Annotated in this window: 24 protein-coding genes; 1 reads left to right on the plus strand and 23 read right to left on the minus strand. The window is 39.4% G+C overall.

Annotated elements, in window-relative coordinates:
• Positions 1 to 46: 46 nt before the first annotated feature.
• From rnc to ABC255_RS22120, 11 genes are all read right to left on the minus strand, one after another.
• Complete coding sequence (gene rnc, locus ABC255_RS22070; RefSeq protein WP_335532764.1) at positions 47 to 787, minus strand: ribonuclease III; 741 nt, start codon at positions 785 to 787, stop codon at positions 47 to 49.
• Positions 788 to 951: 164 nt separating this feature from the next.
• On the minus strand, positions 952 to 1,185 hold the full coding sequence (gene acpP, locus ABC255_RS22075; RefSeq protein ID WP_179597216.1) for an acyl carrier protein: 234 nt from the start codon (positions 1,183 to 1,185) through the stop codon (positions 952 to 954).
• 70 nt (positions 1,186 to 1,255) lie between these two features.
• Entirely contained in the window at positions 1,256 to 1,999 is a 744-nt protein-coding gene (fabG, locus tag ABC255_RS22080) for a 3-oxoacyl-[acyl-carrier-protein] reductase (protein WP_335532767.1), read from the minus strand.
• Positions 1,996 to 2,943 (minus strand): ACP S-malonyltransferase, encoded by a 948-nt coding sequence (fabD, locus tag ABC255_RS22085; protein WP_412996907.1) that lies wholly within the window; start codon positions 2,941 to 2,943, stop codon positions 1,996 to 1,998. The genes fabG and fabD overlap by 4 nt, the downstream gene beginning before the upstream one ends.
• 14 nt (positions 2,944 to 2,957) lie before the next feature.
• Entirely contained in the window at positions 2,958 to 3,962 is a 1,005-nt protein-coding gene (gene plsX / locus ABC255_RS22090) for a phosphate acyltransferase PlsX (RefSeq protein WP_412996909.1), read from the minus strand.
• Positions 3,959 to 4,543 (minus strand): transcription factor FapR, encoded by a 585-nt coding sequence (fapR, locus tag ABC255_RS22095; RefSeq protein ID WP_412996910.1) that lies wholly within the window; start codon positions 4,541 to 4,543, stop codon positions 3,959 to 3,961. Before fapR ends, plsX begins: the two co-directional genes overlap by 4 nt.
• A gap of 116 nt (positions 4,544 to 4,659) precedes the next feature.
• Positions 4,660 to 6,708 carry an ATP-dependent DNA helicase RecG gene (gene recG, locus ABC255_RS22100; RefSeq protein WP_412998615.1) on the minus strand — a complete coding sequence of 683 codons (2,049 nt, stop codon included), beginning with the start codon at positions 6,706 to 6,708 and terminating at the stop codon, positions 4,660 to 4,662.
• 1 nt (position 6,709) lies between these two features.
• A complete protein-coding gene (gene sdaAA / locus ABC255_RS22105; protein WP_412996912.1) occupies positions 6,710 to 7,588 on the minus strand; it encodes an L-serine ammonia-lyase, iron-sulfur-dependent, subunit alpha in 879 nt (292 codons plus the stop codon).
• 36 nt (positions 7,589 to 7,624) lie between these two features.
• Positions 7,625 to 8,287 (minus strand): L-serine ammonia-lyase, iron-sulfur-dependent subunit beta, encoded by a 663-nt coding sequence (gene sdaAB / locus ABC255_RS22110; RefSeq protein WP_412996913.1) that lies wholly within the window; start codon positions 8,285 to 8,287, stop codon positions 7,625 to 7,627.
• 95 nt (positions 8,288 to 8,382) lie between these two features.
• Positions 8,383 to 10,065, minus strand: a complete 1,683-nt coding sequence (locus tag ABC255_RS22115; protein ID WP_412996915.1) for a DAK2 domain-containing protein — start codon at positions 10,063 to 10,065, stop codon at positions 8,383 to 8,385.
• 36 nt (positions 10,066 to 10,101) lie between these two features.
• Complete coding sequence (locus tag ABC255_RS22120; protein WP_063251637.1) at positions 10,102 to 10,464, minus strand: Asp23/Gls24 family envelope stress response protein; 363 nt, start codon at positions 10,462 to 10,464, stop codon at positions 10,102 to 10,104.
• Positions 10,465 to 10,824: 360 nt separating this feature from the next.
• Here ABC255_RS22120 and rpmB point away from each other — a divergent pair, with 360 nt between their 5' ends.
• Positions 10,825 to 11,013, plus strand: coding sequence for a 50S ribosomal protein L28 (gene rpmB, locus ABC255_RS22125; protein WP_289340368.1), 189 nt, complete (start codon positions 10,825 to 10,827; stop codon positions 11,011 to 11,013).
• Between the two features lie 291 nt (positions 11,014 to 11,304).
• On the opposite strand, the gene spoVM is transcribed toward rpmB, so the two are convergent.
• The 12 genes from spoVM to coaBC form a co-directional block, all read right to left on the minus strand.
• Entirely contained in the window at positions 11,305 to 11,388 is an 84-nt protein-coding gene (gene spoVM / locus ABC255_RS22130; protein ID WP_035445740.1) for a stage V sporulation protein SpoVM, read from the minus strand.
• Between the two features lie 94 nt (positions 11,389 to 11,482).
• Entirely contained in the window at positions 11,483 to 12,130 is a 648-nt protein-coding gene (locus ABC255_RS22135; protein ID WP_412996918.1) for a thiamine diphosphokinase, read from the minus strand.
• A 58-nt stretch (positions 12,131 to 12,188) separates the two neighbouring features.
• Positions 12,189 to 12,833, minus strand: coding sequence for a ribulose-phosphate 3-epimerase (gene rpe, locus ABC255_RS22140; RefSeq protein ID WP_412996920.1), 645 nt, complete (start codon positions 12,831 to 12,833; stop codon positions 12,189 to 12,191).
• Between the two features lies 1 nt (position 12,834).
• A complete protein-coding gene (rsgA, locus tag ABC255_RS22145; RefSeq protein WP_412996921.1) occupies positions 12,835 to 13,716 on the minus strand; it encodes a ribosome small subunit-dependent GTPase A in 882 nt (293 codons plus the stop codon).
• A gap of 18 nt (positions 13,717 to 13,734) precedes the next feature.
• Positions 13,735 to 15,702, minus strand: a complete 1,968-nt coding sequence (pknB, locus tag ABC255_RS22150; protein ID WP_412996923.1) for a Stk1 family PASTA domain-containing Ser/Thr kinase — start codon at positions 15,700 to 15,702, stop codon at positions 13,735 to 13,737.
• Positions 15,702 to 16,454 carry a Stp1/IreP family PP2C-type Ser/Thr phosphatase gene (locus ABC255_RS22155; protein ID WP_412996925.1) on the minus strand — a complete coding sequence of 251 codons (753 nt, stop codon included), beginning with the start codon at positions 16,452 to 16,454 and terminating at the stop codon, positions 15,702 to 15,704. The genes pknB and ABC255_RS22155 overlap by 1 nt, the downstream gene beginning before the upstream one ends.
• Positions 16,455 to 16,459: 5 nt before the next feature.
• The gene (rlmN, locus tag ABC255_RS22160; RefSeq protein WP_412996926.1) at positions 16,460 to 17,551 is read right to left on the minus strand and encodes a dual-specificity RNA methyltransferase RlmN; all 1,092 of its coding nucleotides are present in this window, start codon (positions 17,549 to 17,551) and stop codon (positions 16,460 to 16,462) included.
• Positions 17,552 to 17,554: 3 nt separating this feature from the next.
• The gene (rsmB, locus tag ABC255_RS22165; protein WP_412996927.1) at positions 17,555 to 18,904 is read right to left on the minus strand and encodes a 16S rRNA (cytosine(967)-C(5))-methyltransferase RsmB; all 1,350 of its coding nucleotides are present in this window, start codon (positions 18,902 to 18,904) and stop codon (positions 17,555 to 17,557) included.
• 1 nt (position 18,905) lies between these two features.
• Complete coding sequence (fmt, locus tag ABC255_RS22170; RefSeq protein ID WP_412996929.1) at positions 18,906 to 19,850, minus strand: methionyl-tRNA formyltransferase; 945 nt, start codon at positions 19,848 to 19,850, stop codon at positions 18,906 to 18,908.
• Positions 19,847 to 20,332 (minus strand): peptide deformylase, encoded by a 486-nt coding sequence (def, locus tag ABC255_RS22175; RefSeq protein ID WP_412996931.1) that lies wholly within the window; start codon positions 20,330 to 20,332, stop codon positions 19,847 to 19,849. The genes fmt and def overlap by 4 nt, the downstream gene beginning before the upstream one ends.
• Before the next feature lie 198 nt (positions 20,333 to 20,530).
• A complete protein-coding gene (gene priA / locus ABC255_RS22180; protein ID WP_412996933.1) occupies positions 20,531 to 22,942 on the minus strand; it encodes a primosomal protein N' in 2,412 nt (803 codons plus the stop codon).
• Positions 22,929 to 24,152 carry a bifunctional phosphopantothenoylcysteine decarboxylase/phosphopantothenate--cysteine ligase CoaBC gene (gene coaBC / locus ABC255_RS22185; RefSeq protein ID WP_412996935.1) on the minus strand — a complete coding sequence of 408 codons (1,224 nt, stop codon included), beginning with the start codon at positions 24,150 to 24,152 and terminating at the stop codon, positions 22,929 to 22,931. Before coaBC ends, priA begins: the two co-directional genes overlap by 14 nt.
• Positions 24,153 to 24,202: the final 50 nt, after the last annotated feature.

Here is a 24,202-nt window from a genome sequence, read left to right on the forward strand (position 1 = left end):
CCTATTCCTCCCTAGATCTTGGCCGGAATCTTTTCCTGTTGTTTACCTATGATGTTTTAGCCTTTAAGACCTCGAGTGCCATTTGGGCGGCATGCTGTTCAGCTTCTTTTTTTGATTTACCAGTACCGATACCTAATTCCTCACCGTTTAATGAGACTCTTGAAACAAATTCTTTGCTATGGGCAGGACCTTTTTCAATCAATACCTTATATTCGATTAACCCCGTCCCATCTCTTTGAATTAATTCTTGAAGCTGGCTCTTAAAATCCATCACATGAGAAAAAGCACCCTCATTAATTTTAGGGAAAACCACTTTATCTAGAAATTCGTTTGCTACCTCAAGTCCTTTATCCAAGTATAGCGCACCAATGAAAGCTTCAAATACATCCGCTAAAAGCGCGGGGCGCTCCCTGCCCCCTGTCATTTCTTCACCCTTACCTAACAAAATCAACTTGCCAAAGCTAAGTTCGTTTGCCAAGGTTACAAGTGAGGGCTCACACACGATAGCAGCACGAAGCTTTGTCAGCTCTCCTTCACTCATCATTGGATATTTTAGGAAAAGGAATTTCGAAACCGTTAGTTCTAGTACGGCATCCCCTAAAAATTCAAGCCTTTCATTATCTTCATAAGGCTTTCGGCGATGCTCATTCACATAGGATGAATGAGTAAAAGCTTGTTTTAATAGTTTTTCATTTTCAAAATGAATACCGATCTTGTCCTGAAAATCCTTAAATTGATTTTCTTTTGCGCGATTGTTCATTTCATTTTCCTTACCTTTTCTGCGCATTAAAGTCTCCACCTTGCATATTTTTTACACATTCCTATCAATAGTTTAAGTAATATTAAATCAAAACGCAAAGAAACCTGGCAGTATTTTTTTAAAACTGCCAAGTCTAATAATATAGAAGAAAGCCCCGTTTGAAAACGGAGCTTTTGAAGAAATCCAACGAATTATTGCTTGCTATTTATGTAATTCACAGCATCACCAACTGTGCCGATTTTCTCAGCATCATCGTCAGAAATTTCCATATCAAATTCATCTTCTAATTCCATAACTAGTTCAACTACGTCAAGGGAATCAGCACCAAGATCATCTTTGAATGAAGCTTCAAGTTTAACTTGTGACTCATCTACGCCTAAACGGTCAACGATGATTTTTGTTACACGCTCTAATACCTCTGCCATTGTAGTTCACCTCCCCTCAAGCTATTATAAAGTATATCAAAAAAATAATACACACACTTTTATAAAAAATTTACATCACCATGCCACCGTTAATGTGAAGAGTCTGCCCTGTAATGTATGAAGCGTCATCGGATGCCAAGAATGCTGTCATCTTAGCAATATCTTTAGGCTCTCCTAAACGGGCTAGTGGAATTTGTTTTAACATCTCACCTTTTACCTCATCCGATAATTTATCTGTCATATCGGTTGTAATAAAGCCTGGTGCAATCGCATTTACTGTAATATTACGAGAAGCAAGCTCTTTTGCTGTCGTCTTTGTTAAACCAATAACACCCGATTTTGCTGCAACATAGTTTGCCTGCCCTGGATTTCCACTAACTCCAACAACGGAGGTAATATTGATAATACGGCCGACACGCTGTTTCATCATTTGGCGGGTGACAGCTTTGGTACAAAGAAAAACACCTTTGAGATTAATATTAATAACATCATCCCATTCTTCTTCCTTCATTCTCATTAGTAAATTGTCTTTTGTTATACCTGCGTTATTAACAAGTATATCCAATTTACCAAATCGATCTACTGTTTCTTTCACCATTTCTGCTACTTCATCATTATTGGATACGTCACACTTAATCGCAAATGCTTCTTTACCCATTGCTTTTATTTCATCTACCACTTCATTGGCTTTGCCTTCACTGCCAGCATAATTCACGGCGACATTGGCTCCCTGTCTCGCAAGCTCAAGGGCTATTTCTCTGCCTATCCCTCTTGACGCACCGGTTACTAGTGCCACTTTGCCTTCTAGTGTCATAGATTTTCCTCCTTCAATGCCTCGATAACAGATTGACAGCTTTCCTCGTCCGAGATCGAATATGTTTTAACACTACGGTTAATTTTTTTAATTAAGCCTGAAAGTACCTTCCCAGGACCGATTTCAATAAATGTATCAACACCTAAATCAATCATCTTCACAACAGAATCTTCCCACAAAACAGGTGAATAAAGTTGTTCAATTAAATTTTCCTTAATTTCTTCTGCCGCAGTCATTGGATTTGCTGAAACATTAGCAATTACAGGGATACGTGCATCTTTCATATCAAGTCCATCTAAAACCTGACGCAGTTCACTTGCTGCAGGTTTCATTAATGAAGAATGGAATGGTCCGCTGACCTCCAAAGGGATCGCTCTTTTTGCACCAGCTTCTTTTGCTTTGGCACTTGCAAGCTCAACACCTTTTCGAGAACCTGAGATAACAATTTGACCTGGACAATTCAAGTTCGCTAAGGAAACTGGGAATCCAGAGTCACTAACTTCAGCTGTTACTTTAGAAAGAGGTTCACGGTCAAGCCCTAAAATAGCTGCCATTGTACCTTCACCATTCGGAACAGCTCCCTCCATAAATTCCCCTCTTTTTCTTACAGCATAGACACCATCTTCAAAGGTTAATGCACCAGCTGCTACAAGGGCTGTATATTCACCAAGACTATGTCCAGCAACATAATCAGGCTTAATTGCTGCTTTTTGAAATCTTTCTAGAATGGCCAAACTCGTTGTTAATAAAGCTGGCTGTGTATTTACTGTTTTTGTCAATTCTTCTTGTGGTCCCTCAAAGATAAGCTTACTTAATTCAGCTGAAAGTCTTTCATCGGCTTTTTTAAAATATTGCATGACCTCAGGATACAGCTGTGCAAGCTGTTGCCCCATACCAACTATTTGTGAGCCCTGACCTGGAAATACAAACGCAATCTTTCCCATTTCCGCACCCCTTCTTACACTTCTATTTTAGATGTCTTCTCATCTTCAATGGACTTTTTAATAAGATCGACTACATTCTTTTCGACCATATCCCTCGTTTGACGAATTGCACTAAAGATAGCTTGTCCGTTAGAGGATCCATGTGCTTTAATTACAGGCGCCTTTAAGCCAAATAGGCCCGCACCGCCATATTCTGAATAGTCCAATGTGTTCTTTAAAACCTTGAATTCAGGCTTTAATACTGCTGCAGCAAGTTTACTTTTAAGGCTGCTCATTAGGGTAGTTTTTAGCATTTTAAACATAGATAGCGCAGTTCCCTCAACTGTTTTCAACACCATATTGCCAGTAAATCCATCCGTCACCACGACATCCGCTACGCCATCAAGCAAATCTCTGGCCTCTACATTGCCTACAAAATTAACGTTTGCATTTTTTAAAAGTTCAAAGGCATGTTTCGTTAGGTCAGTCCCTTTCTTTTCTTCTGTTCCGATATTGAGAAGACCAACTCGAGGCTTTGCTATCCCTCTTACCTTTTCACTATAAATAGACCCCATTATCGCATATTGCAGCAAATGCTCAGGCCTTGCGTCTACATTTGCCCCAACATCTAATAATAGGAAACCCTCTCCGCCAATGGTTGGTAAAGTTGGTGTAAGTGCCGGACGATCAATGCCCTCAATCCTGCCAACAACAAATAATCCAGCAGCCATTAATGCACCTGTATTTCCTGCTGATATACACGCGTCTGCGTGTCCATCAGCAACTTGCTGCGCAGCAAGTACCATCGAGGCAGTTTTTTTTCGTCGAACTGCCCTCACAGGTTCGTCAGTACCAAGGATCACCTCGGATGTATGTAAAATGCTTATTCGCTCTTGCTTCGTTAAGTATTCTTTAATTTTGGTTTCATCCCCGACCAGGGTTATATGTATATCTGAAAATGCTTCTACAGCTTTCATTGCACCGATTACGATTTCTTTAGGAGCATGGTCGCCACCCATTGCATCAATCGCTATTTTCATCTTTTCTCATCCTTTAATGATTTTTCTGAACGGTACATTTCGAATTCGCCTTTAAATACAAGTTCGTTATTGGCATAACTCATTACCTCAACAATTGTCCTGCCAAGGCCATCGTCTATTTTTAAAACTTTTGCTTTGGCAATCACTCGTTCACCTTGTTTAACAGAACGCTTAAACTGAATGTTTGCCTTTGCAGTTAATGCCAATTCATCATTAATTACCGCTACTGCTAGTGAGTTTGCCTGTGCGAAAACATGGTGCCCCCGCGCAATTTTATTTCTAATAAAAACATGCTCTTCTCTTACATCAAATATGGAAATCGCACTCTGATCAAGTTCGATATCGATTATTTCTCCGATCACTTCTTCAATTGGTAAAGAGCGGACCTCATCTTCAAATCTTTTCTCGGCAACATACTTTATCCTTTCCCGTAATTCAGGAATTGATAATTCTAGACGATCAAGGCGAATCGTTTGCACACTAACTTGAAATTTTTCTGCGAGGTCTTCATCGGTTATAAAAGGATTTTCCTTAATGGTTTCCTTTAGCATTTGTTGTCGTTCTTTTTTTGTTCTTCTCATATCATACACCGTCCGAGCTATTATGACTAGGTACTAATAGTAGTATAAAATTAGAAAAAGCAGATTGCAAGAATAAGTTTTTATTCTAGCAGTCTGCCCCAGGTTGGTTTTATAGATTAATCTAGTTTTTCCCCTTCTAATACACCTGTGTCTTCTAGCTGGTTTCTTAGGTATTGGTATTCTTTTGCGATCCAGAAGTTTTTTGATTGAATCATTAACGATGCGTCATTTCTTGCGGTTTCGAGTGTGCGGTAATCATGGACCATGTCTGCAAGCTTAAATTCTGGAATCCCGCTTTGTTTTTTTCCAAAGAAGTCTCCAGGTCCCCGCAATTCGAGGTCCTTTTCACTTAAAACGAATCCGTCATTTGTTTCGGCCATTATTCGCATTCTTTCCTGACCCACTTCTGACTTTGGATCAGCTAAAAGAATACAGTATGATTGGTCACTGCCTCTGCCAACCCTGCCGCGAAGCTGATGGAGCTGTGATAGTCCAAATCTTTCTGCATCATAGATGACCATCATCGTAGCATTCGGAACATTCACACCTACTTCAACTACTGTGGTTGAAACTAACACCTGTACCTCATTGGTACTAAAAGCCTTCATAATCGTATCTTTTTCTTCTGAGCTTAACCGCCCATGCATAAGTCCAACCTTATAGCGATTTTGAAAGTGGTGGGATAGAGTAGTATGAACGTCAATGGCATTTTGGACATCCAGCTTGTCTGATTCTTCAATCAATGGGCAAATCACATAGGCTTGATGACCCTTTACCAATTCCTTTTCTACAAAAGAAAGAACTCTTCCCAACATTTCCGGCTTTGCCCAGTATGTTTCGATCGCTTTTCTGCCAGCCGGCATTTCATCAATGATAGAAACATCCATCTCACCAAAAACCGTAATAGCAAGCGTTCTTGGTATCGGTGTTGCAGTCATGAACAGGACATCAGGATTGTCTCCTTTTTCCCGCAACACCCTCCGTTGCTCGACCCCAAATCGATGCTGTTCATCGGTTATGACGAACCCTAATCTTTTAAAGGTTACTTCGTCCTGTATAAGAGCATGTGTCCCTATTAATATATCTACGGTTCCCTCAGCTACATTTTGTAGGATTTCTCTTCTTCTTTTCCCTTTTACAGAACTTGTTAGCAATTCACACCTAAGCCCAAAAGGTTCTAATAACCCATTAAGCGACTCAGCATGCTGTTCTGCTAGAATCTCTGTCGGTACCATTAATGCCCCTTGGTAGCCAGCCGTAACACTTGCATATAATCCAATCGCGGCAACCACCGTCTTCCCAGAACCAACATCTCCTTGCAGCAAGCGGTTCATCCTTAAAGGTGATTTTAGGTCGTTTAGAATTTCTGATACAACACGACTCTGTGCATTGGTCAAAGGAAAGGGCAATGACTGAATAAATTTCTCTACCTTCGTTTCTTGATAGTTTTGCTCAATTCCAGGTGAATGCTCTCGTTCAAATTTCCGTAATGCCTGCATTTTTAACTGGAATAATAGAAATTCCTCATAAACTAAACGGCGGCGAGCCTGTTTTACGTCCTCCTGATTAACTGGAAAATGCATCGCCTTTAGAGCACTATTGCGGTCTATCAAGCGATACTTTTTGACAAGAGTTAGCGGTAAACTTTCCTCGATATATTGACCAAATTGTTGGAATGCAATCGAAATAAATTTGCGCATTCCCTTTGTGTTAATTTTCCCTTTTAGTGAGTATACTGGTTCAAAATCTGTTGTTTTTGCATTTTGTCCTACCTGCATTTCATTAGCAGTAATCGTTTGCCGATGGGCGTCCCATTTACCTGTAACCGTAATGGTTTCATTCATAACGATTTTTGACTTTAAATAAGGCTGATTAAAAAACACAACCTTAATTAAATATTGGCCAACGAACATTCTAATCATCAGCTTAGATTTCTTCCGGCCATAATATGTAAGAGAAGGCTCACTATGAACCTTCCCTTCTATTGTAATCTTCTCATCATGCTTTACCTCTGAGAGTTCACGAAGTCGATAATCTTCATAACGGTAAGGAAAGTATTCTATTAAATCTTGGACTGTAAATATTCTCATTTCTGCTAAACTCTCAGCTGTTTCTTCCCCAATTCCCTTTAACACTGTAACTGATTGTTTTAGATATTGATTCACTTTACACGCGCGGAATACCGAAGATCTTAGCTTCGAGTTCACGACCTGTCGGAGTTGCCGCCAACCCTCCCTGTGCTGTTTCTTTTAATGCGGTCGGCATTGATTGACCTATTTTATACATGGCATCAATGACTTCATCACATGGTATTCTGCTGGTTATCCCCGCTAAAGCCATATCTGCAGCTACCATTGCATTGGCTGCACCCATTGCATTTCTTTTTACACATGGTACTTCGACAAGACCTGCAACAGGATCACAAACGAGACCAAGCATATTTTTTAATGTAATGGCCATTGCTTCCGCACATTGCTCCGGAGTACCGCCTGCCATTTCAACGATTGCTGCTGCAGCCATTCCGGAAGCAGAACCAACCTCCGCTTGGCAACCCCCAGCAGCACCTGAAATCGACGCATTGTTCGCAACAACGAAACCAAAAGCACCTGCTGTAAAAAGAAATGCCACCATTTCCTCTCTCGTCGGATTTAGTTTTTCTCTCACTGCGAATAGTGTACCAGGCACAACTCCAGCTGAACCTGCAGTCGGCGTTGCACAAATTGTTCCCATTGCTGCATTGACTTCATTTGTTGCTACCGCTTTGCTTACAGCGTCAAGGATAGTTTTGCCTGACAGGAAGTTGCCTTTTTCAATATATTTTTGTAATAGAACAGCGTCACCGCCGGTTAAACCAGAATGCGATTTTACTCCTTTTATACCCCGTTCAACTGCTTCTTCCATGACCTTTAAATTACGGTCCATAAAAGCAAGAACTTCTTCCCGAGAACGTCCGGTGACGTCCATTTCTTGCTCGATCATAATTTCTGAGATTTTTTTATTTTTACTAATAGCAAGCTCAACTAACTCTGCAACATTTCGAAACAATTGCCTTCCCCCTTATTGTTATGGATATTTTTTTAGTTAATCCACAATCTTTGTTACCTTCAGAATGTTTGGTAATTGTTCAAGTTCTTGAAGGACTTTTTCATCTATATTTTGGTCCACTTCAATGGTCATAAGAGCAAGCTTTCCTTTTTCTTTTCTTGAAACTTCCATATGGCCAATATTAATTTCGTATTTTGCCAAGACATTCGAAACACTTGCAATAGCACCAAAACGATCATTATGAACGACTAAAATGGCTGGATGGTTTCCGGATAATTTCAATTCAAAGCCATTTAACTCAGTTATTTCAATTTTGCCGCCGCCAATTGAGATTCCGACTAGCTCTAATTCACCTTTATCATCACCAATGATTACTCTAGCAGTGTTTGGATGATCCGTAACGGCCTCTTCTTCTATAAACCGAAGTTTAATACCCCGTTCTTTCGCTATATCAATTGCATTTATGATTCTTACGTCATCGGTATCAAAATCTAACAAACCACCGATAATCGCAACATCCGTACCATGCCCTTTATACGTTTTAGCAAACGAGCCGTATAAAGAAATATTTGCCCATTTTGGTTCCCTGCCAAATAAACTTCTTGCAACTCTGCCAATTCTAGCGGCGCCAGCAGTATGAGAGCTCGATGGCCCAATCATAACAGGTCCTATTATGTCAAACACGCTTCTATATTTCATCCGTCTACTCCCCCTAGGACAAATGTTTCTCTTTGGATATCCACCTATATTTATAACACAGAAAAAAGAAGGGTTTCCCCTTCTCATTTTATCACTTATTCGATTGCAAAGATAAATGAATATAATGGTTGTTTTCCATTATGAAGTTCAACTTCTACGTCTTCGAAATTCTCTTCTACAAACGCTGTAAGTGCATTTACCTCGTCCTCAGTTACGTCTTCACCATAAATGATGGTTAATATTTCCGAATCCTCATCCACCATCTTAGTAAGCAAATCTTCCGCAGTTTTCCCTTTATCTTTGTTCTTCACAACGATTTTGCCTTCTGCAATTCCCATGAAGTCATCTTTTTCAATTTCTAACCCGTCGATTTGAGTATCGCGAACGGCAAAAGTAATTTGACCCGTCTTAACATGCTGCATAGCATCTGTCATAGCAGCTTCATTTGCCTTTACACTTCCTGCTGGATTAAATGCTAAAAGTGCAGATAGACCTTGAGGTACTGTTTTAGACGGAATTACATAAATTTCTTCATCAGATACATCAGCCGCTTGCTGCGCAGCCATAATAATATTTTTATTATTCGGGAGAATAAAAACCTTTTTCGCATTCACTTCTTTAACGGCTTTAACAATATCCTCTGTACTCGGATTCATCGTTTGACCGCCTTCAATTACCGCATGTGCGCCGATACTTTTAAATAATTCAGCTATCCCAGACCCCATCGATACAGTAACAATTCCATACTCCTGCTGTTCTTTAGGAACTTGAGGTGTACCTGCAACTAACGGTGTATGCGTCTCTCCAACAATATTGGAATGCTGCTGTCTCATGTTTTCAATTTTAATATTGATTAAGCTGCCGTACCTCTGTCCGTAACTTAGGCAATCACCAGGCTGTTCAGAATGAATATGAACCTTAACAACCTCTTCATCCGCAATAACTAGTAATGAATCACCAAGTTTACTAAGATCATTCCGGTAAACCTGTTCGTCGAATGGATGCTTTGCTAGCTTCTCATCTTCAAACTTCACCATAAATTCTGTACAGTACCCAAATACAATATCTTCTGTATTTATATAACCTTGAACACTTTTATGGTGTTCCGCACTAACCATTTCGTCCATAGAAGGATAAGCTTCAGGTGAATCCGGCAGCTTTTCGCCTTTCAGTTCAGCAAGAAATCCTTCATAAACAAATACAAGCCCTTGTCCACCGCTATCGACAACTCCAACTTCTTTAAGAACCGGAAGCAGATCTGGTGTGCGCTTTAGCGATGCCTTCGCTTCTTTTAAAACTTCATCCATAATCTCAATGATATCGTTCGATTTTTGGGAAGCCTGCACACCTCTTTTAGCAGAATCCTTTGCAACCGTTAAAATTGTTCCCTCTACCGGCTTCATTACCGCTTTATAGGCAGTTTCGACACCAGATTCTAACGCAGCTGCGAATTCTTTTCCAGTGATGGCTGCTTTGGTTTCAATTGCTTTTGAAAATCCACGAAATAATTGGGAAAGGATAACCCCGGAGTTGCCTCTTGCACCCATAAGTAAACCCTTGGATAGAGCCGCCCCTACTTTACCAATATGTTCCTGAACATTATTTTTAACTTCCTTTGCCCCTGAGGTCATTGATAAATTCATATTCGTTCCAGTATCACCATCGGGCACAGGAAAAACGTTTAATGCATCCACCATTTTTGCATTGGCACCTAGATGATTCGCACCTTGAATCACCATTTCTGCAAAACGTTTTCCATCTAAAGCTGTAATAGACACAAACTTTCCTCCTCTACTTGCGGTTCGTTACACCACTTACGGGTTCGTCACACGAACTCCCTGAACGTAAATATTTACCGAGTCAACGGCAAGTCCAACGGTCTTATCAAGTGTGTATTTCACCTTTGATTGCACGTTATGAGCAACCTCGGAAATCTTTGTTCCATAGCTGACAATTATATACATATCAATATGTACTTCTTCATTCTCTTGGCGAACAATAACTCCACGAGTAAAATTTTCTCTTCTTAAAATTTCTGTAAGACCGTCTTTTATTTGGCTCTTTGATGCCATACCGACAATTCCATAACAATCGATAGCGGCACCTCCAGCGATGGTTGCGATTACTTCATTTGAAATATCAATTTGTCCGAACTTAGTTTTTAATTCGATGGACATGAATCGTTCCCCCTTTTGGAAATTGCTCCTTGACTAGGCTCTTTAAAAAAGAGCTTGCATACTAATTTCTAAAGCGCAAAATAAATATTTCCGCGTTAAAATCGGCTTTAAGATTTTAACAACAATATTTAGGACACTACCTTGACTAAAGACATTTTACTATAGTCAAGAAAAATTTGAAAGCGATACTTTTTACTTACTGGCTGCCAGAGATACTAATTTTGCATGTCAAGGTATTTTTCTTGAAAGGTTTCGTAATCACTATTGCATTCACACTTGTTGTGTGATAAATTATTAAGGTATCTTTAGACAATAACGTAAATGCTGTATAAAGCTTTGGGTATTAAGGAGGGAATCATTATGCCACGTAAATGTGTTGTAACTGGAAAGAAAACTACAACTGGTAACGCACGTTCTCACGCTATGAACGCTAACAAGCGTACATGGGGTGCTAACCTACAAAAAGTACGTATTCTTGTTGATGGAAAGCCTAAGCGTGTTTGGGTTTCTACAAGAGCGTTAAGATCTGGTAAAGTAGAACGCGTATAATATGTCAGGGCATCCTTTAAAGGGTGCCCTTTCTTACTATCTTCCCCATAATTACATAAAATAAAGGCTGTGTTAAACCGGACTGTTGATTTGCGCTACAGGGGCTACGCTTTCCGCGGGCTCGCCCGTGAGCCTCCTTACAGCTTCGCACCTGCGGGGTCTCACTCAGCTCGTTTATCCCGCAGGAGTCGAGCCCCTTTCGCGCCAATCAACAGGTTCTAAAATCAACAGTTTTCTATAACATAGCCAAAATAAAAAAGCACCCATAGAATAGGTGCTTAAATACATTCTCTATTCATTCTTTTTAAATGCACCAATCATCGCTCGGACAAGTCCACCTAAAAACTTTGGCAGTTTAATTGTATAAAACTTCATTATGTCCCTCCTCACAATCTCACACATCTAACTTCCTTCGTACGCCCTTACTATTTTATTCAAACGGACGAAATCAGTACCTCTAAAAATCGTATTAATCATTACTTCTTATCACTAATAATATGCCTTCCGAAAATGAAAAAGTACCATAATTACTAATAAGTTCATTACTAATACATAATGTAGAGCCGATGGAAATATGACGATTTTTTAACGGATATTTAAATCCGCGAAGAGTGACTCCCTTTACGTCAAGGGTTAGAGGAACAAAAGAAATATACTTTTTATCTGCCCTCTTTTCAATTTTATAACTTCCAGGTGCTTTTAATGATAAAATATTTTGGTTATCAATTAGAATAATGTTTACATGGTTTTCTTCCACTACCGGTTTGACCAATAAGTGTACATTCGCTAAGAGATGATCTAACCTACCGCCAGTGGCTCCAAAAATCCGAATTAAAACAGGCATTTGTTTTATAGCCCAATTCAAAGCGAGCTCCATATCAGTTTCATTTTTTTCGGGCTTATACCTTCTCATTTCGTTTACAAAACTTTCAATGACAATCAATTCTTCTTTGGAAACAGAATCAAAGTCTCCAAAAGCAATTTCTGGTGTAATCTTCTTATTGATTAGGGTATATACCCCTCTGTCGACTCCAACCCAGATGTCATTTTTACTAGAATATTCATGTAAATTAGGAAGAAATTCTTCCGGACCTCCTGCTAAGATATTAATATTCATTCAATAACCCCCTTTTTCCCGTACGCAAAAAGCCAGCATTTTAGCCGGCTTTGTACTCTTATCCTCTTATTAACGAGATGGCTGCTGCGTAGTCTTCTTGATCATAAATAGCAGATCCAGCTACAAGGACATTAGCCCCTGCCTCTACACATAGTTTTGCAGTTTCAGAATTTACTCCGCCATCTATTTCAATTTCAATTTCTTTTCCGATTGCGTCTGCCATTTCCTTTACTTTTCGAATTTTAAGCAGGACTTCCGGTATGAATTTTTGACCGCCGAACCCCGGATTAACAGACATTAACAACACCATATCAACATCTTTTAAAATATGCTGAATGGTATTAACAGGAGTAGCTGGATTCAACACCACTCCTGCTTTAATTCCAAATGACTTAATATGATGAATCGTCCGATGAAGATGTCTGCAGGCTTCAACATGAACGGTAATATAATCTGCTCCTGCTTTAGCAAAGGCTTCAATATATTGATCAGGATTATCAATCATTAGGTGTACATCAAGCGGAAGCTTTGTAACAGGACGAATTGCCTCCACAATTAAGGGTCCTATCGTAATGTTTGGAACAAAATGACCATCCATCACATCTACATGGATGTAGTCAGCCCCAGCCCTTTCAACTGCAAGTATTTCTTCACCTAATTTGGCGAAGTCCGCAGAAAGGATGGAAGGTGCAATTTTCAGCATTTTAATACCTCGGCTTTCTTTCTTTTATTTCTTGAAGGAAATCAACATAATGTTTATAGCGATAGTGAGTAATCGTTTGTGATTCAACCGCTGCTTTTACCGCACATTTAGGCTCACTAATATGTAGACAGGCTCGAAATTTACAATTTTCGCCTTCTCGTGCCATCTCCGGAAAGCAATATGTTAACTCCTCAGCTTCGATATCTGTGAATTCTAAAGAACTAAATCCAGGTGTATCTGCAATGAGACCATTACCAATCCTAATTAATTCAACATGCCGGGTGGTGTGTTTTCCTCTGCCTAAATGTGAGGAAATATCATTGGTTTTTAGTTCGAGATCGGGTCGTAACACATTTAAAAGTGAAGATTTTCCGACACCTGATTGACCAGCAAAAACGGATATTTTATCTTCGACATGTGGAGTTAAACCTTCAATGCCAACTTCTGTTTCGGATGAAGTCAATAATACTTCATAACCAATGTTTCTGTAATGATCAGCATACTCATTAATGGCGTGCTTTTCGTTGTCACTTGTTAAATCCATCTTTGTGATACAGATAAGTGGTTTAATATGATTATATTCAACAAGGACAAGAAAACGGTCTAATAAAACGGTACTAAATTCAGGTTCGACAGCGGAAAAGACGAGAATGGCCTGATCGACATTTGCTATAGGCGGACGAATCAGTTCATTCTTTCTTTCCTTAACTTCCATAATATAACCATCACGTTCATTTTCAGCCTGAAAAACGACTTCATCACCAACAAGTGGTGTAATCTTGTTTTTTCGAAATACCCCTCTACCCCGGCATTGAATCATTACTCCATCATGCAGTACGTAATAAAAACCACTTAATGCTTTAACAATTTTTCCTTCAGGCATAGCCACACTCCTTGAAGTTTATTCTAATTCTTGATAATTCAACGTCTCTTGCGCAATAACCCGATCATCAAGTTGAACTCTGTATCCACCTTTTCCATTGAATGGAATTTTCAATGTGATTGGGACCCTTGTTGTAGAAGTAATTTCAAAGTCTTCCGCAGGCTCGGTCATACTATAAGTCATATCCTCAATATAAATAAGGACTCTCTGTTTTTGCCCTGGTACTAAAGGATTGTACTCAATTGTGATATCTCTCGTTACATCTTTAGGCGGTTTTTCTTCCTTGCCTTTTGAAATAACAACAGAAACCTTGTCTCCAATTTTCATTTCCGAATTAGGCAGAGGTGACTGCGAAATAATGCTGCCCTTAGGAATCAAATCATCATACTTTTCTTCTGAAATTTCAAATGTAAGTCCAACAGAATCTAAATATTCCTGTGCACCCTTTGTACTGTATTGTGTTAAGTCTCTTAAGACAATTGGTTCGGGACCTTTACTTACTTCAAATATTAATATAGTTTCATCAGGTATTATTTCTTGACCAGCTTCAGGCTCTTGGCTAAGAATTGTACCCGCCTCACTTTCATCAAAAACTTCAGTAGTATTAATATCTTTAAAGTTTATATCCTCCAATAAAGGACTTACATCATCAAAGCTTCTGTCAACATAATCTTCTAGTTCTATCTTTTCCTTACCAGTACTTACAAATATTTTGACAGATGTATTTTCTTTTACGGTACTTTCCGCATCAGGACTTGTCTTGATGACTCTCCCCTCTTCAATTTCATCATCAGGTATTTCTTCTTCCTCGCCAGCCTTAAGACCTGACGCTTCCAATTTGGCAATTGCTTCTTCAAGTTCCATCCCGCTGATATCAGGTATCCTTACATCTTTAGGGGATAATAAGTCTGGTAAGACTGTAATAGTGAATATTCCCAGCAATAGTAACAATAAAAAGGTTGAAATTAATATAATAGGCCATTTTTTACGTTTTTTGTTGTCTTTCGCTTTTTTTACTGTATCTTTCTTGACATTGTCTGAATTTTTATCACTATGCACTAACGTTTCATCAAGATTTTTCATGGGCCGGTCATTCGTTATGATGGGAATTGCTTTCGTTGCTTCATCGTCAATCGGAATAACAAATTTTGCCTCATCCAGCCTTTCAGAGTCGAGAGCTGTTCTTAGATCATCCTCCATTTCATCTACACTGTTATACCGATGAAAGGAATCCTTGGCAGTCGCCATTAACACGATATTTTCAACACTTTGTGGAACGTTTGGATTCCACCTTCTGACGGAAGGAGTTTCTGATTGCAAATGTTTTAGTGCAATCGAGACTGCAGATTCACCAGAAAAGGGAAGTCTGCCGGTTAATAATTCAAACATGACAATTCCAAGGGAATAAATATCCGATTTCCTATTTGCCATGCCTCCACGCGCTTGTTCAGGTGACAAATAGTGTACCGAACCCAAGACAGAATTCGTTTGAGTAATACTTGTTGCACTTAGAGCCATCGCAATGCCAAAATCAGTTATTTTCACATTTCCAAAACGGTCAACAAGAATATTTTGCGGCTTGATATCTCTGTGGATAATATGGTTTTGATGTGCATGAGAAATAGCAGATGTCAATTGTTTCATAATATCAATTGTTTCTTCAACTTGTAACGGTGAATTCTGTTGTATGTATTGTTTAAGTGTTTGACCTTCAACATATTCCATTACAATAAAATAAAGATCATCCTCTTCTCCAACATCATAAATACTTACGATACTCGGGTGAGCTAAACTTGTCGCAGATTGTGCTTCCCTACGAAACCTGCGAATAAATTCATCATCATTGGCAAAATCAAGGCGAAGCATTTTCACGGCTACATCACGGTCAAGAATCATGTCGTGGGCTAAATAGACATTTGCCATTCCGCCGCCGCCAATCATTTCTAACACCTTATATCGGCCGCTTAAACGTTTTCCAATCAACATTATAAATCACCCTCGCCGGTATCAGAAAACTCTACAATCGCTAGTGAAATATTATCCTCGCCGCCACGCTCATTTGCGGTAGAAATTAGTAAATTTGATTTTTTTTCTAAGTCATCCTCGTTCTTTAGAATTTCGGCCAGTTCTGCTTCACTTACTTTGTTTGAAAGTCCGTCAGAGCATAATAAAAGGATGTCCCCTTCTTCAAACGTAATGGTTTTAATATCTATAGAGACATTCAGTTCTGTCCCAAGAGCCCGCATGATAACATTTTTTCTAGGATGATGTTCTGCGTCCTCTTTTGATATTTGCCCAGTCCGAACTAATTCATTGACCAGAGTATGATCTTCAGTCAATTGCTGGAATCCAGATTCATTAAGTATATAACAACGGCTATCTCCAACATGCGCAACGGTAGCAAAAAGATTTGTAGTAATAACAGCTTCAATCGTAGTACCCATTCCATCACATTCATCATGGGTGTTTGCATGGTCAAATAGAACCCTGTTCACATGAATAATTTTTGATTTCAACCATTCTTCCGCTTGATCTGCAGTTTGAATCCCTTCGGATACCTCCCACATCTCTTTTAAAGTGGTTAATGTCATGTTGCTTGCAACGTCACCAGCACGGTGACCGCCCATACCATCAGCTACGATGGCAAGGCGCTGCCCGTCTCGATTTAGGAATATACCAACACTATCTTCGTTATTCTTTCGAATTCTCCCTACATCCGTCTTATACACAGCTTTCAACGCTGTCACCTCGTCTCATCTTTTCGCTCCTTTGCACGAAGTTGTCCACATGCTGCGTCAATGTCGTGACCTTGCTCCCGGCGAATGGTTACATTAATACCGCGATTTTTGAGTGTTTTTTCAAATGCAAAGATTTTATCCTTTGGGGTGCGTACATAGTCCCTCTCTGGAACATAATTAACAGGTATTAGGTTTACATGGCATTTAAGTCCTTTTAATAAAGATGCTAATTCTTCTGCATGTTCAACAGAATCATTAACACCGCCGAAAAGGCCGTATTCAAAACTAATTCTCCGCCCCGTCTTATCGATATAATACCTTACAGATTTCATTAAGTCATCTAGTTTATATGCTCTGTTAATAGGCATTAACCGAGACCTTAATTCAGTGTTAGGCGCATGAAGTGAAATTGCAAAATTAATCTGCATATTTTCATCTGCAAATTGATAAATTTTCGGTACAATTCCGCTTGTGGAAACTGTTATATGACGTGCACCAATCGTCAATCCTTTATCATGATTTATGATTTTTAGAAATGACATCATATTATCATAATTGTCAAAGGGTTCACCAATTCCCATAATAACTACAGAGCTGACACGCTCGTCAGTTTCGTCAAGAGCTTGCTGCACTGTTACAACCTGCGCAACAATTTCACCAGCTTCTAAATGACGCTTAAGTCCACCAAGTGTTGAAGCACAGAATGTACACCCAATCCGGCAGCCAACCTGCGTTGTTACACACACAGAATTCCCATAATCATGGCGCATTAAGACTGTTTCAATTGAGTATCCATCGTGCAGTTCAAACAGAAATTTAATGGTACCGTCAGAAGAAGATTGCTTTATAACCGTTTTTAATGTAGTAATTTGAAAATTCTCAGAAAGCTTGTCACGCAAACCTTTTGATAAATTATTCATATCTTCAAACGATGAAATTCTTTTTTTGTATAGCCAGTCATAAATTTGCTCTGCTCGGAAAGGCTTTTCACCATTATTAGTCAGCCATTCCTTGAGCTCATGAAGCTGCAGGGAATAAATAGAAGTTTTTTTTATGTCCAATGTTGTATTGTTCTCAGTTGTATTTAGTTGTTCCAACTGTTACACCTTCTTTCTTAAGCATGCGATAAAGAATCCGTCAGAGCCAATATCCTGGGGAAGTATTTGTAAAAAACCATCTGTTACCAGGGGTTGGATAGCCTCAGGCATTCTTCCTTTTAATGAAGTATCTATCTCAAATTCAGGATGCTCTTGTAAAAATTTTAAGACTGTACCTTCATTTTCTTCCTTATCTACTGTACACGTACTGTAGACAAGAATTCCACCTTTTTTCACTAAAGGTGAGACGGAGTTTAATAAATTTTGTTGAATGGTACTTAATTGATAAAGATCTTGTTCTTTTTTGGTATATTTCATGTCAGGTTTCCTTCTCATTACACCCAGCCCTGAACACGGGGCATCGAGAAGGATTCTATCAAAATATTCCTCTTGAAACTGTTCTCCTGCCTTGCGTGAATCCATTGCAATTGTCCTTATATTGCCCAAACCTAAACGTTTAGCATTTTCATTAATTAATTTTACTTTATGTTCATGTAAATCAAGTGAGATTACTCCGCCAGTTAGTTTCATTGTTTCGGCAATATGGGTCGTTTTCCCGCCAGGAGCGGCACAGGCATCCAATATCAATTCGTTTTCATTGGGAGCTAGTGCATAGGCAGCCAGCATTGAACTTTCGTCCTGTATGGTAATCATGCCTTTTTTAAATGCCCTTGAAAGCGCCAAATTTCCTCTCAATGCCCTAATAGCTTCCGGAATAATGGGACTTTTTTCAACTAGGAAGCCTTCTTCATCAAGATCCTCAATCACTTCACGGACTGTCGTTTTTGTTAAGTTTACCCTCACTGTTTGCAGGGGCGCCGTTAGGTTGACCTCACACATTTCTTTTGTTCTTTCATAGCCAAATTGATCAACCCACCTCTTAACCAGCCATTCTGGGTGGCTAGTTTCAATAGATAGCTTTACAATGGGATCACTAACTCCTTCTAACGAAGGAAGTCCTTCACGTTGAATACTTCTAAGTACGCCATTTACCATTCCGGCAATCCCTTTATGACCTCGCTTTTTAGCAATTTCAACTGCTTCATATATGGCTGCTCTATCGGGAATTTTATCAAGGTATACCATTTGATAGAGGGTTATCCTTAATAGCTGGTGTACCCAATTCTCCAACTTTTTGCTATTTTTTATAAAGGGCTTTAGAAAGTAGTCGAGCGCCATCTTTCTTTGTAATGTTCCATATGTCAACTCTGTCAGTAGACCGATATCAATAGCGGGAATTTTGTTTTTTTCAATGGTACTATTTAACAGCAAGTTACTGTAAGATTGATTTTTTTCAATGTTCTCAAGTAATTCCACCGCTGCTTCACGAACATTTTTCTTTTTATTGGTCATTTTATTCTCCTAGTTTGCTGCCAACTAAGATTTTCGAACCTGCACCTCTGTAAAATTCTTCACATGTCATTTTCGTTTTTCCAGAAGGCTGCAGTTCTTTAATCTTAATAGCTGTTTCATTACCCGTTGCTACAGTTAGGCCATCAGGGTCGTTATTTATAATAGTCCCAGGCTCCTGACTCTCTGTACCTGTGACCTTCTCTGAACGCCAGATTTTTAACGTCTGTCCATCCAGGGTTGTGAAAGCAACTGGCCAGGGGTTTAAGCCGCGAATATGATTATAAATCTCTTCACCCGTCTTGGACCAATCAATTTTTTCTTGCTCGCGCTTAATATTAGATGCAAACGTTGCTTTCGCATTATCCTGAGGAATAGACGTTAATTTTCCTTTTAATAAATTGGGCAGAGTTTCAGATAAAAGTTCAGCCCCAGCCTTACTTAGCTTTGTATGAAGGCTGCCCACATTATCTTCTTCAGTAATCTCTACTTCTACTTGAGTTAAAATGTCACCTGCGTCCAGCTTTTCAACCATATACATAATGGTGATTCCTGTTTTCTGTTTTCCCTGGATAAGGGCATAATGAATAGGTGCTCCACCGCGCAGTTCCGGAAGAAGCGAGGCATGGACGTTAATACAGCCATGTGCTGGTGTTTCTAATATTTCTTTCGGTAATATCTGTCCAAAAGCGGCTGTAATAATCAAATCGGGATTCAAAGAAATGATCTTTTCCATTTCCTCTTTTTGGCGTATTTTTTCAGGTTGATAAACAGGGATTCCATGTTTCAATGCTTCGACTTTAACAGGTGGCGGTGTTAGTACTTTTTTCCTGCCAACTGGCCGATCAGGCTGGGTAACAACACCTATAACCTCATATCCGTCATCTATAATACTTCGCAGAACGGGTACTGAGAAGTCTGGGGTCCCCATAAAAACGATTCTCGTCATTCACTTTCTACTCCTTTTAACTCATCTTCTTCGAGATATCGGCTAACCTTTGATGTGAATAATACCCCGTCTAAATGATCAATTTCATGTTGTATCGCCCTTGCGAGAAATTCCTCCGCTTCAAGTGTGAATTTTCTTCCTTTGCGGTCAAATGCCTCGATTTTCACATAATTTGGCCTTGTAACCTCACCAAAAAGATCTGGGAAGCTTAAACACCCTTCAGGACCGGTTTGCTCTCCTGATGTATTGATGATACGAGGATTAATCATCTCAATCGTACCTGACTCATCATCAATATCAACGATTGCAATTCGTTCATCTATTCCAATTTGTGGTGCCGCAAGTCCAACGCCATCGTGTTCTATCATGGTGTCATACATATCATCAAGCAATTTAGCAAGCTTTTTGTCAAACTTGACAACAGGCCTGCATTTTTTTTCAAGTACCTCAGCAGGGTACATAACAATCTTTCGTATAGCCAACGGTGTTCCTCCATCCCAATCGTAGTTGTCCGATTTTTTATCTTTGGCTGTGTTAGACTAGGCTGTTGATTTCCGCTACAATCAACAGGTTCTAAATGCAACAGTCTACTTTAACACAGCCTTATCTATATTTATTACTATACATTTTCACCCAAATTACTATAACATAACCTTTTATCTCAATGATATTTGTGTATCTTACATTAAAATAAATGGGTTTACGTCAATTGAAACGAGTAACCCGCTTTTTGGGTCGTTTTGATATTGGTCAAGTATTGCTTTTAGTGTCTTATTTAGCTCCGGTTCACGCTTATATTTTATTAGGCAATGATAGCGGTAGCGGTTATTGATCCGCGGGATTGGTGACGCAGCAGGACCTAGAACGACTGCATGATTGGATAGGCGTGACCTGACAAAAGCAGCGATTTTTTCCGTCGCAGTAACAACAGTCATTAACTCTTCATGACTTATCGTAATTAAGGACAAATAGTAAAAGGGCGGGTAATGATGAGCTTTTCTCATCATCATTTCCCTGTGGTAAAAGCGATCATAATCCTGTGTTCCGGCCAGTTCGACACTATAGTGCTCCGGTGTATAAGTTTGGATAATGACTTCCCCAGGTAATTCATGGCGCCCTGCCCTGCCACTAACTTGTGTTAATAGCTGAAATGTTTTTTCAGAAGAGCGGAAATCCGGTAAATGGAGCATCGTATCTGCAGAGAGTACGCCAACAAGCGTAATATTAGGAAAATCCAATCCTTTTGCAATCATTTGCGTACCTAAAAGAATATCAGCTTTTCCTTCATGGAATTCCTTTAACAGCCTTTCATGGGCTCCCTTTTGACCCGTTGTATCAACATCCATACGAATTACCTTTGCTTCAGGAAGAATTTTCCCTAGTTCTTCTTCAACCTTTTGTGTTCCTGTTCCAAAATAACGGATGTAATCACTTGCACACTCAGGGCACTGGCTGGGTACTTGGCTCTCAAATCCACAATAATGGCATTTCATCTGATCCTTAACCCTGTGGTACGTCAAGGAGATATCACAATTAGGACAATTCATCACATACCCGCAATCCCTGCACATAACAAATGATGAGTGACCGCGTTTGTTTAGAAATAGTACAGACTGCTCTTTTCTTTCAATTCTCTCTTTTAGTAATTCAAACAACTTTCTCGAGAACATTGAGCGATTACCGGCTCTAAGTTCTTCACGCATATCAATAATTTCCACGGCTGGCAGTGCTCTCTTATTCATTCGGTTTGGCAGAGATAATAGTGTGTAAACTCCTTTTTGTGCTCTTGCAAAAGACTCAAGTGCTGGAGTTGCACTCCCAAGCACAACTGGGCAGTTATTTTTTTGGGCTCGTTCAATGGCCACATCGCGCGCATGATAACGTGGCATTTCTTCCTGCTTATAGCTTGTTTCATGTTCCTCATCAATAATAATAATGCCCAGGTTCTCAAAAGGAGCAAAGATCGCTGACCTTGCACCTACAACCACTTTTACCTCTTTGCGTTGAATCTTCCGCCATTCATCATATTTTTCACCAGCAGATAGTCCGCTGTGCAATACCGCTACTAAATTCCCAAAGCGGCCCTTAAAGCGATTAACCATTTGAGGTGTTAAAGCAATTTCGGGTACAAGCACAATTGCTTCCCTGCCTTTTTCAATGACATCCTGAATGGCTTGTAAGTAAATTTCGGTTTTCCCGCTGCCAGTTACCCCATAAAGTAAAAAAACCTCATGGAGTTTATTTTCAATACTATCTAGAATTGGAACCATCGCTCGCTGCTGGTCCTCTGTTAATGGCAGCGGCTCGGTTCGTGTAAAGGTCCGATTCTCATAAGGATCACGATAAACTTCCATGTCTTGTTCAGTTAGAAATCCCTTTTCCACGAGCGCTTTTACTGTTGAAGCGGAAATATTTAATAGAGATAACAATTGCCTCAACTCTACCGGATCACTACGCTCAACAAAGTACTTTAAAACTTCTTTTTGTTTTTCAGCTTTTTGAGGCAGGCTATTATACGCTGCCTCTAGATCTCCTGAGGAAAGCAGCGGGATTATATACTTTAATTTCTTTTTCTTTAGTCTTTCTTTCACTACATAAATAACTTCTAACAGACCTTTAGAAGCTTCTCTTTGAAGGATGGGAACAAGACCATTGTTTAAGGCGTCATCCCAATTAATAGCTTCTTCATTATTAAACGCTTCTTGAAGTTGTATAGGTAGTTGATTTAATTTAATACCTGCAGAAAGCTTTACCTTCTTTTCGTACTTCGCCTTTAATGCAGCCGGTAGCATTGCCTGGAAGGCATATATCTTAAAACACAACGTATTTTCTGTAAGCCAATTACCAAGATCAAGTAATTCCTGATTTAAAACAGGCTCTAAATCCATCGGTTCGATAATTTCACGAAGTTTCTTAAATTCTGAATCTGCTTTTATCTCGGTCACAAAACCTTGAATTTTCCTTGGACCGAAGGGGACAATTACCCTCATACCAGGCTGAATAGTATCTAGCCATTGTGCTGGTATTAAATAATCAAACGCTCTATCGGTTTGTTTAGCGGGCACATCAACAATAACACTAGCAACTTTCATTAGGTTCCAAATCCTTTGGTAATACAACTATTTCCTCAATAATCTTATGTGCAGCCTCAAGCTTTGACATTAAAGGCAGCTCAATCTTGGTTCCGTCACGCTTAAAAAGCGTCACGATGTTTGTATCCTTGCCAAAACCAGCACCTTCTGCCTTTACATTATTTGCTACAATCATATCTGCATTTTTGGCCTTTAATTTTTTGACGGCGTATTCTTCGACATTTTCGGTTTCTGCTGCGAAACCAATTAGTATCTGGTTTCTTTTTTTTGTTCCTAACTCAAATAAAATATCTTTGGTTCTTTCAAGTTCAATCACTTTGTCCCCAGGCTGCTTTTTCATTTTATGTTCATAGGAAATTTTAGGAGTGTAATCAGCGACTGCGGCGGTTTTTATAATAATATCCGCGTGATCAAAGTTATCCATGACTGCATGATACATCTCATCTGCACTCTCAATCTTAACTATATCCACACCAGCCGGAGGAGATAAATGGACCGGTCCTGAAACTAATAATACCTTCGCTCCCTCTTTCTTTGCAGCTTCGGCAAGAGCGTATCCCATTTTTCCTGTAGAATGGTTTGTAATAAAACGGACGGGGTCAATCTTTTCCCTTGTTGGGCCAGCAGTAATTAATACGGTTTTCCCTTTTAGCTTCAAAGAGATATTTTTAAAAAAATGCTGTTTGATTAATTCAACAATCCTCTCGGGTTCCTCTAAACGTCCCTTGCCCACATAGCCACAAGCTAAATAGCCCTCACTTGGTTCAATAAAGTGGTAACCGTAGGTGGCCAATTTTGAAATGTTCTTTTTCACTGCTGGATGGTCATACATATGTACATTCATCGCCGGGGCAATCCAAACTGGAGCAGTTGCGGCAAGTAAGGTGGTGGTAATCATATTATCAGCTATGCCATTTGCCAGCTTACCTATCGTATTGGCTGTTGCAGGAGCCACAAGTATTAAATCGGCCCAATCAGCTAAATCAATGTGTGCAATCACATTGGGATTTTTTTCATCAAAGGTATCGGTATACACATCATTTCGAGATAACGCTTGAAAAGTTAAAGGGGAAACAAATTTTGCAGCAGAGTCACTTAGTATTACTCTTACCTTAGCACCAGCTTGGACAAGTTTGCTTGTTAAGGCTGCTGCTTTATATACGGCAATTCCACCTGACACACACAATAAAATCTTTTTATCCAACATCATCGTATCCCCCACTTCTATTCCACAAGTATCTATTCTTTATTATGCTAGAA

Source organism: Neobacillus canaveralius, assembly GCF_047237705.1.
Taxonomy (GTDB): domain Bacteria; phylum Bacillota; class Bacilli; order Bacillales; family Cytobacillaceae; genus Neobacillus; species Neobacillus niacini_K.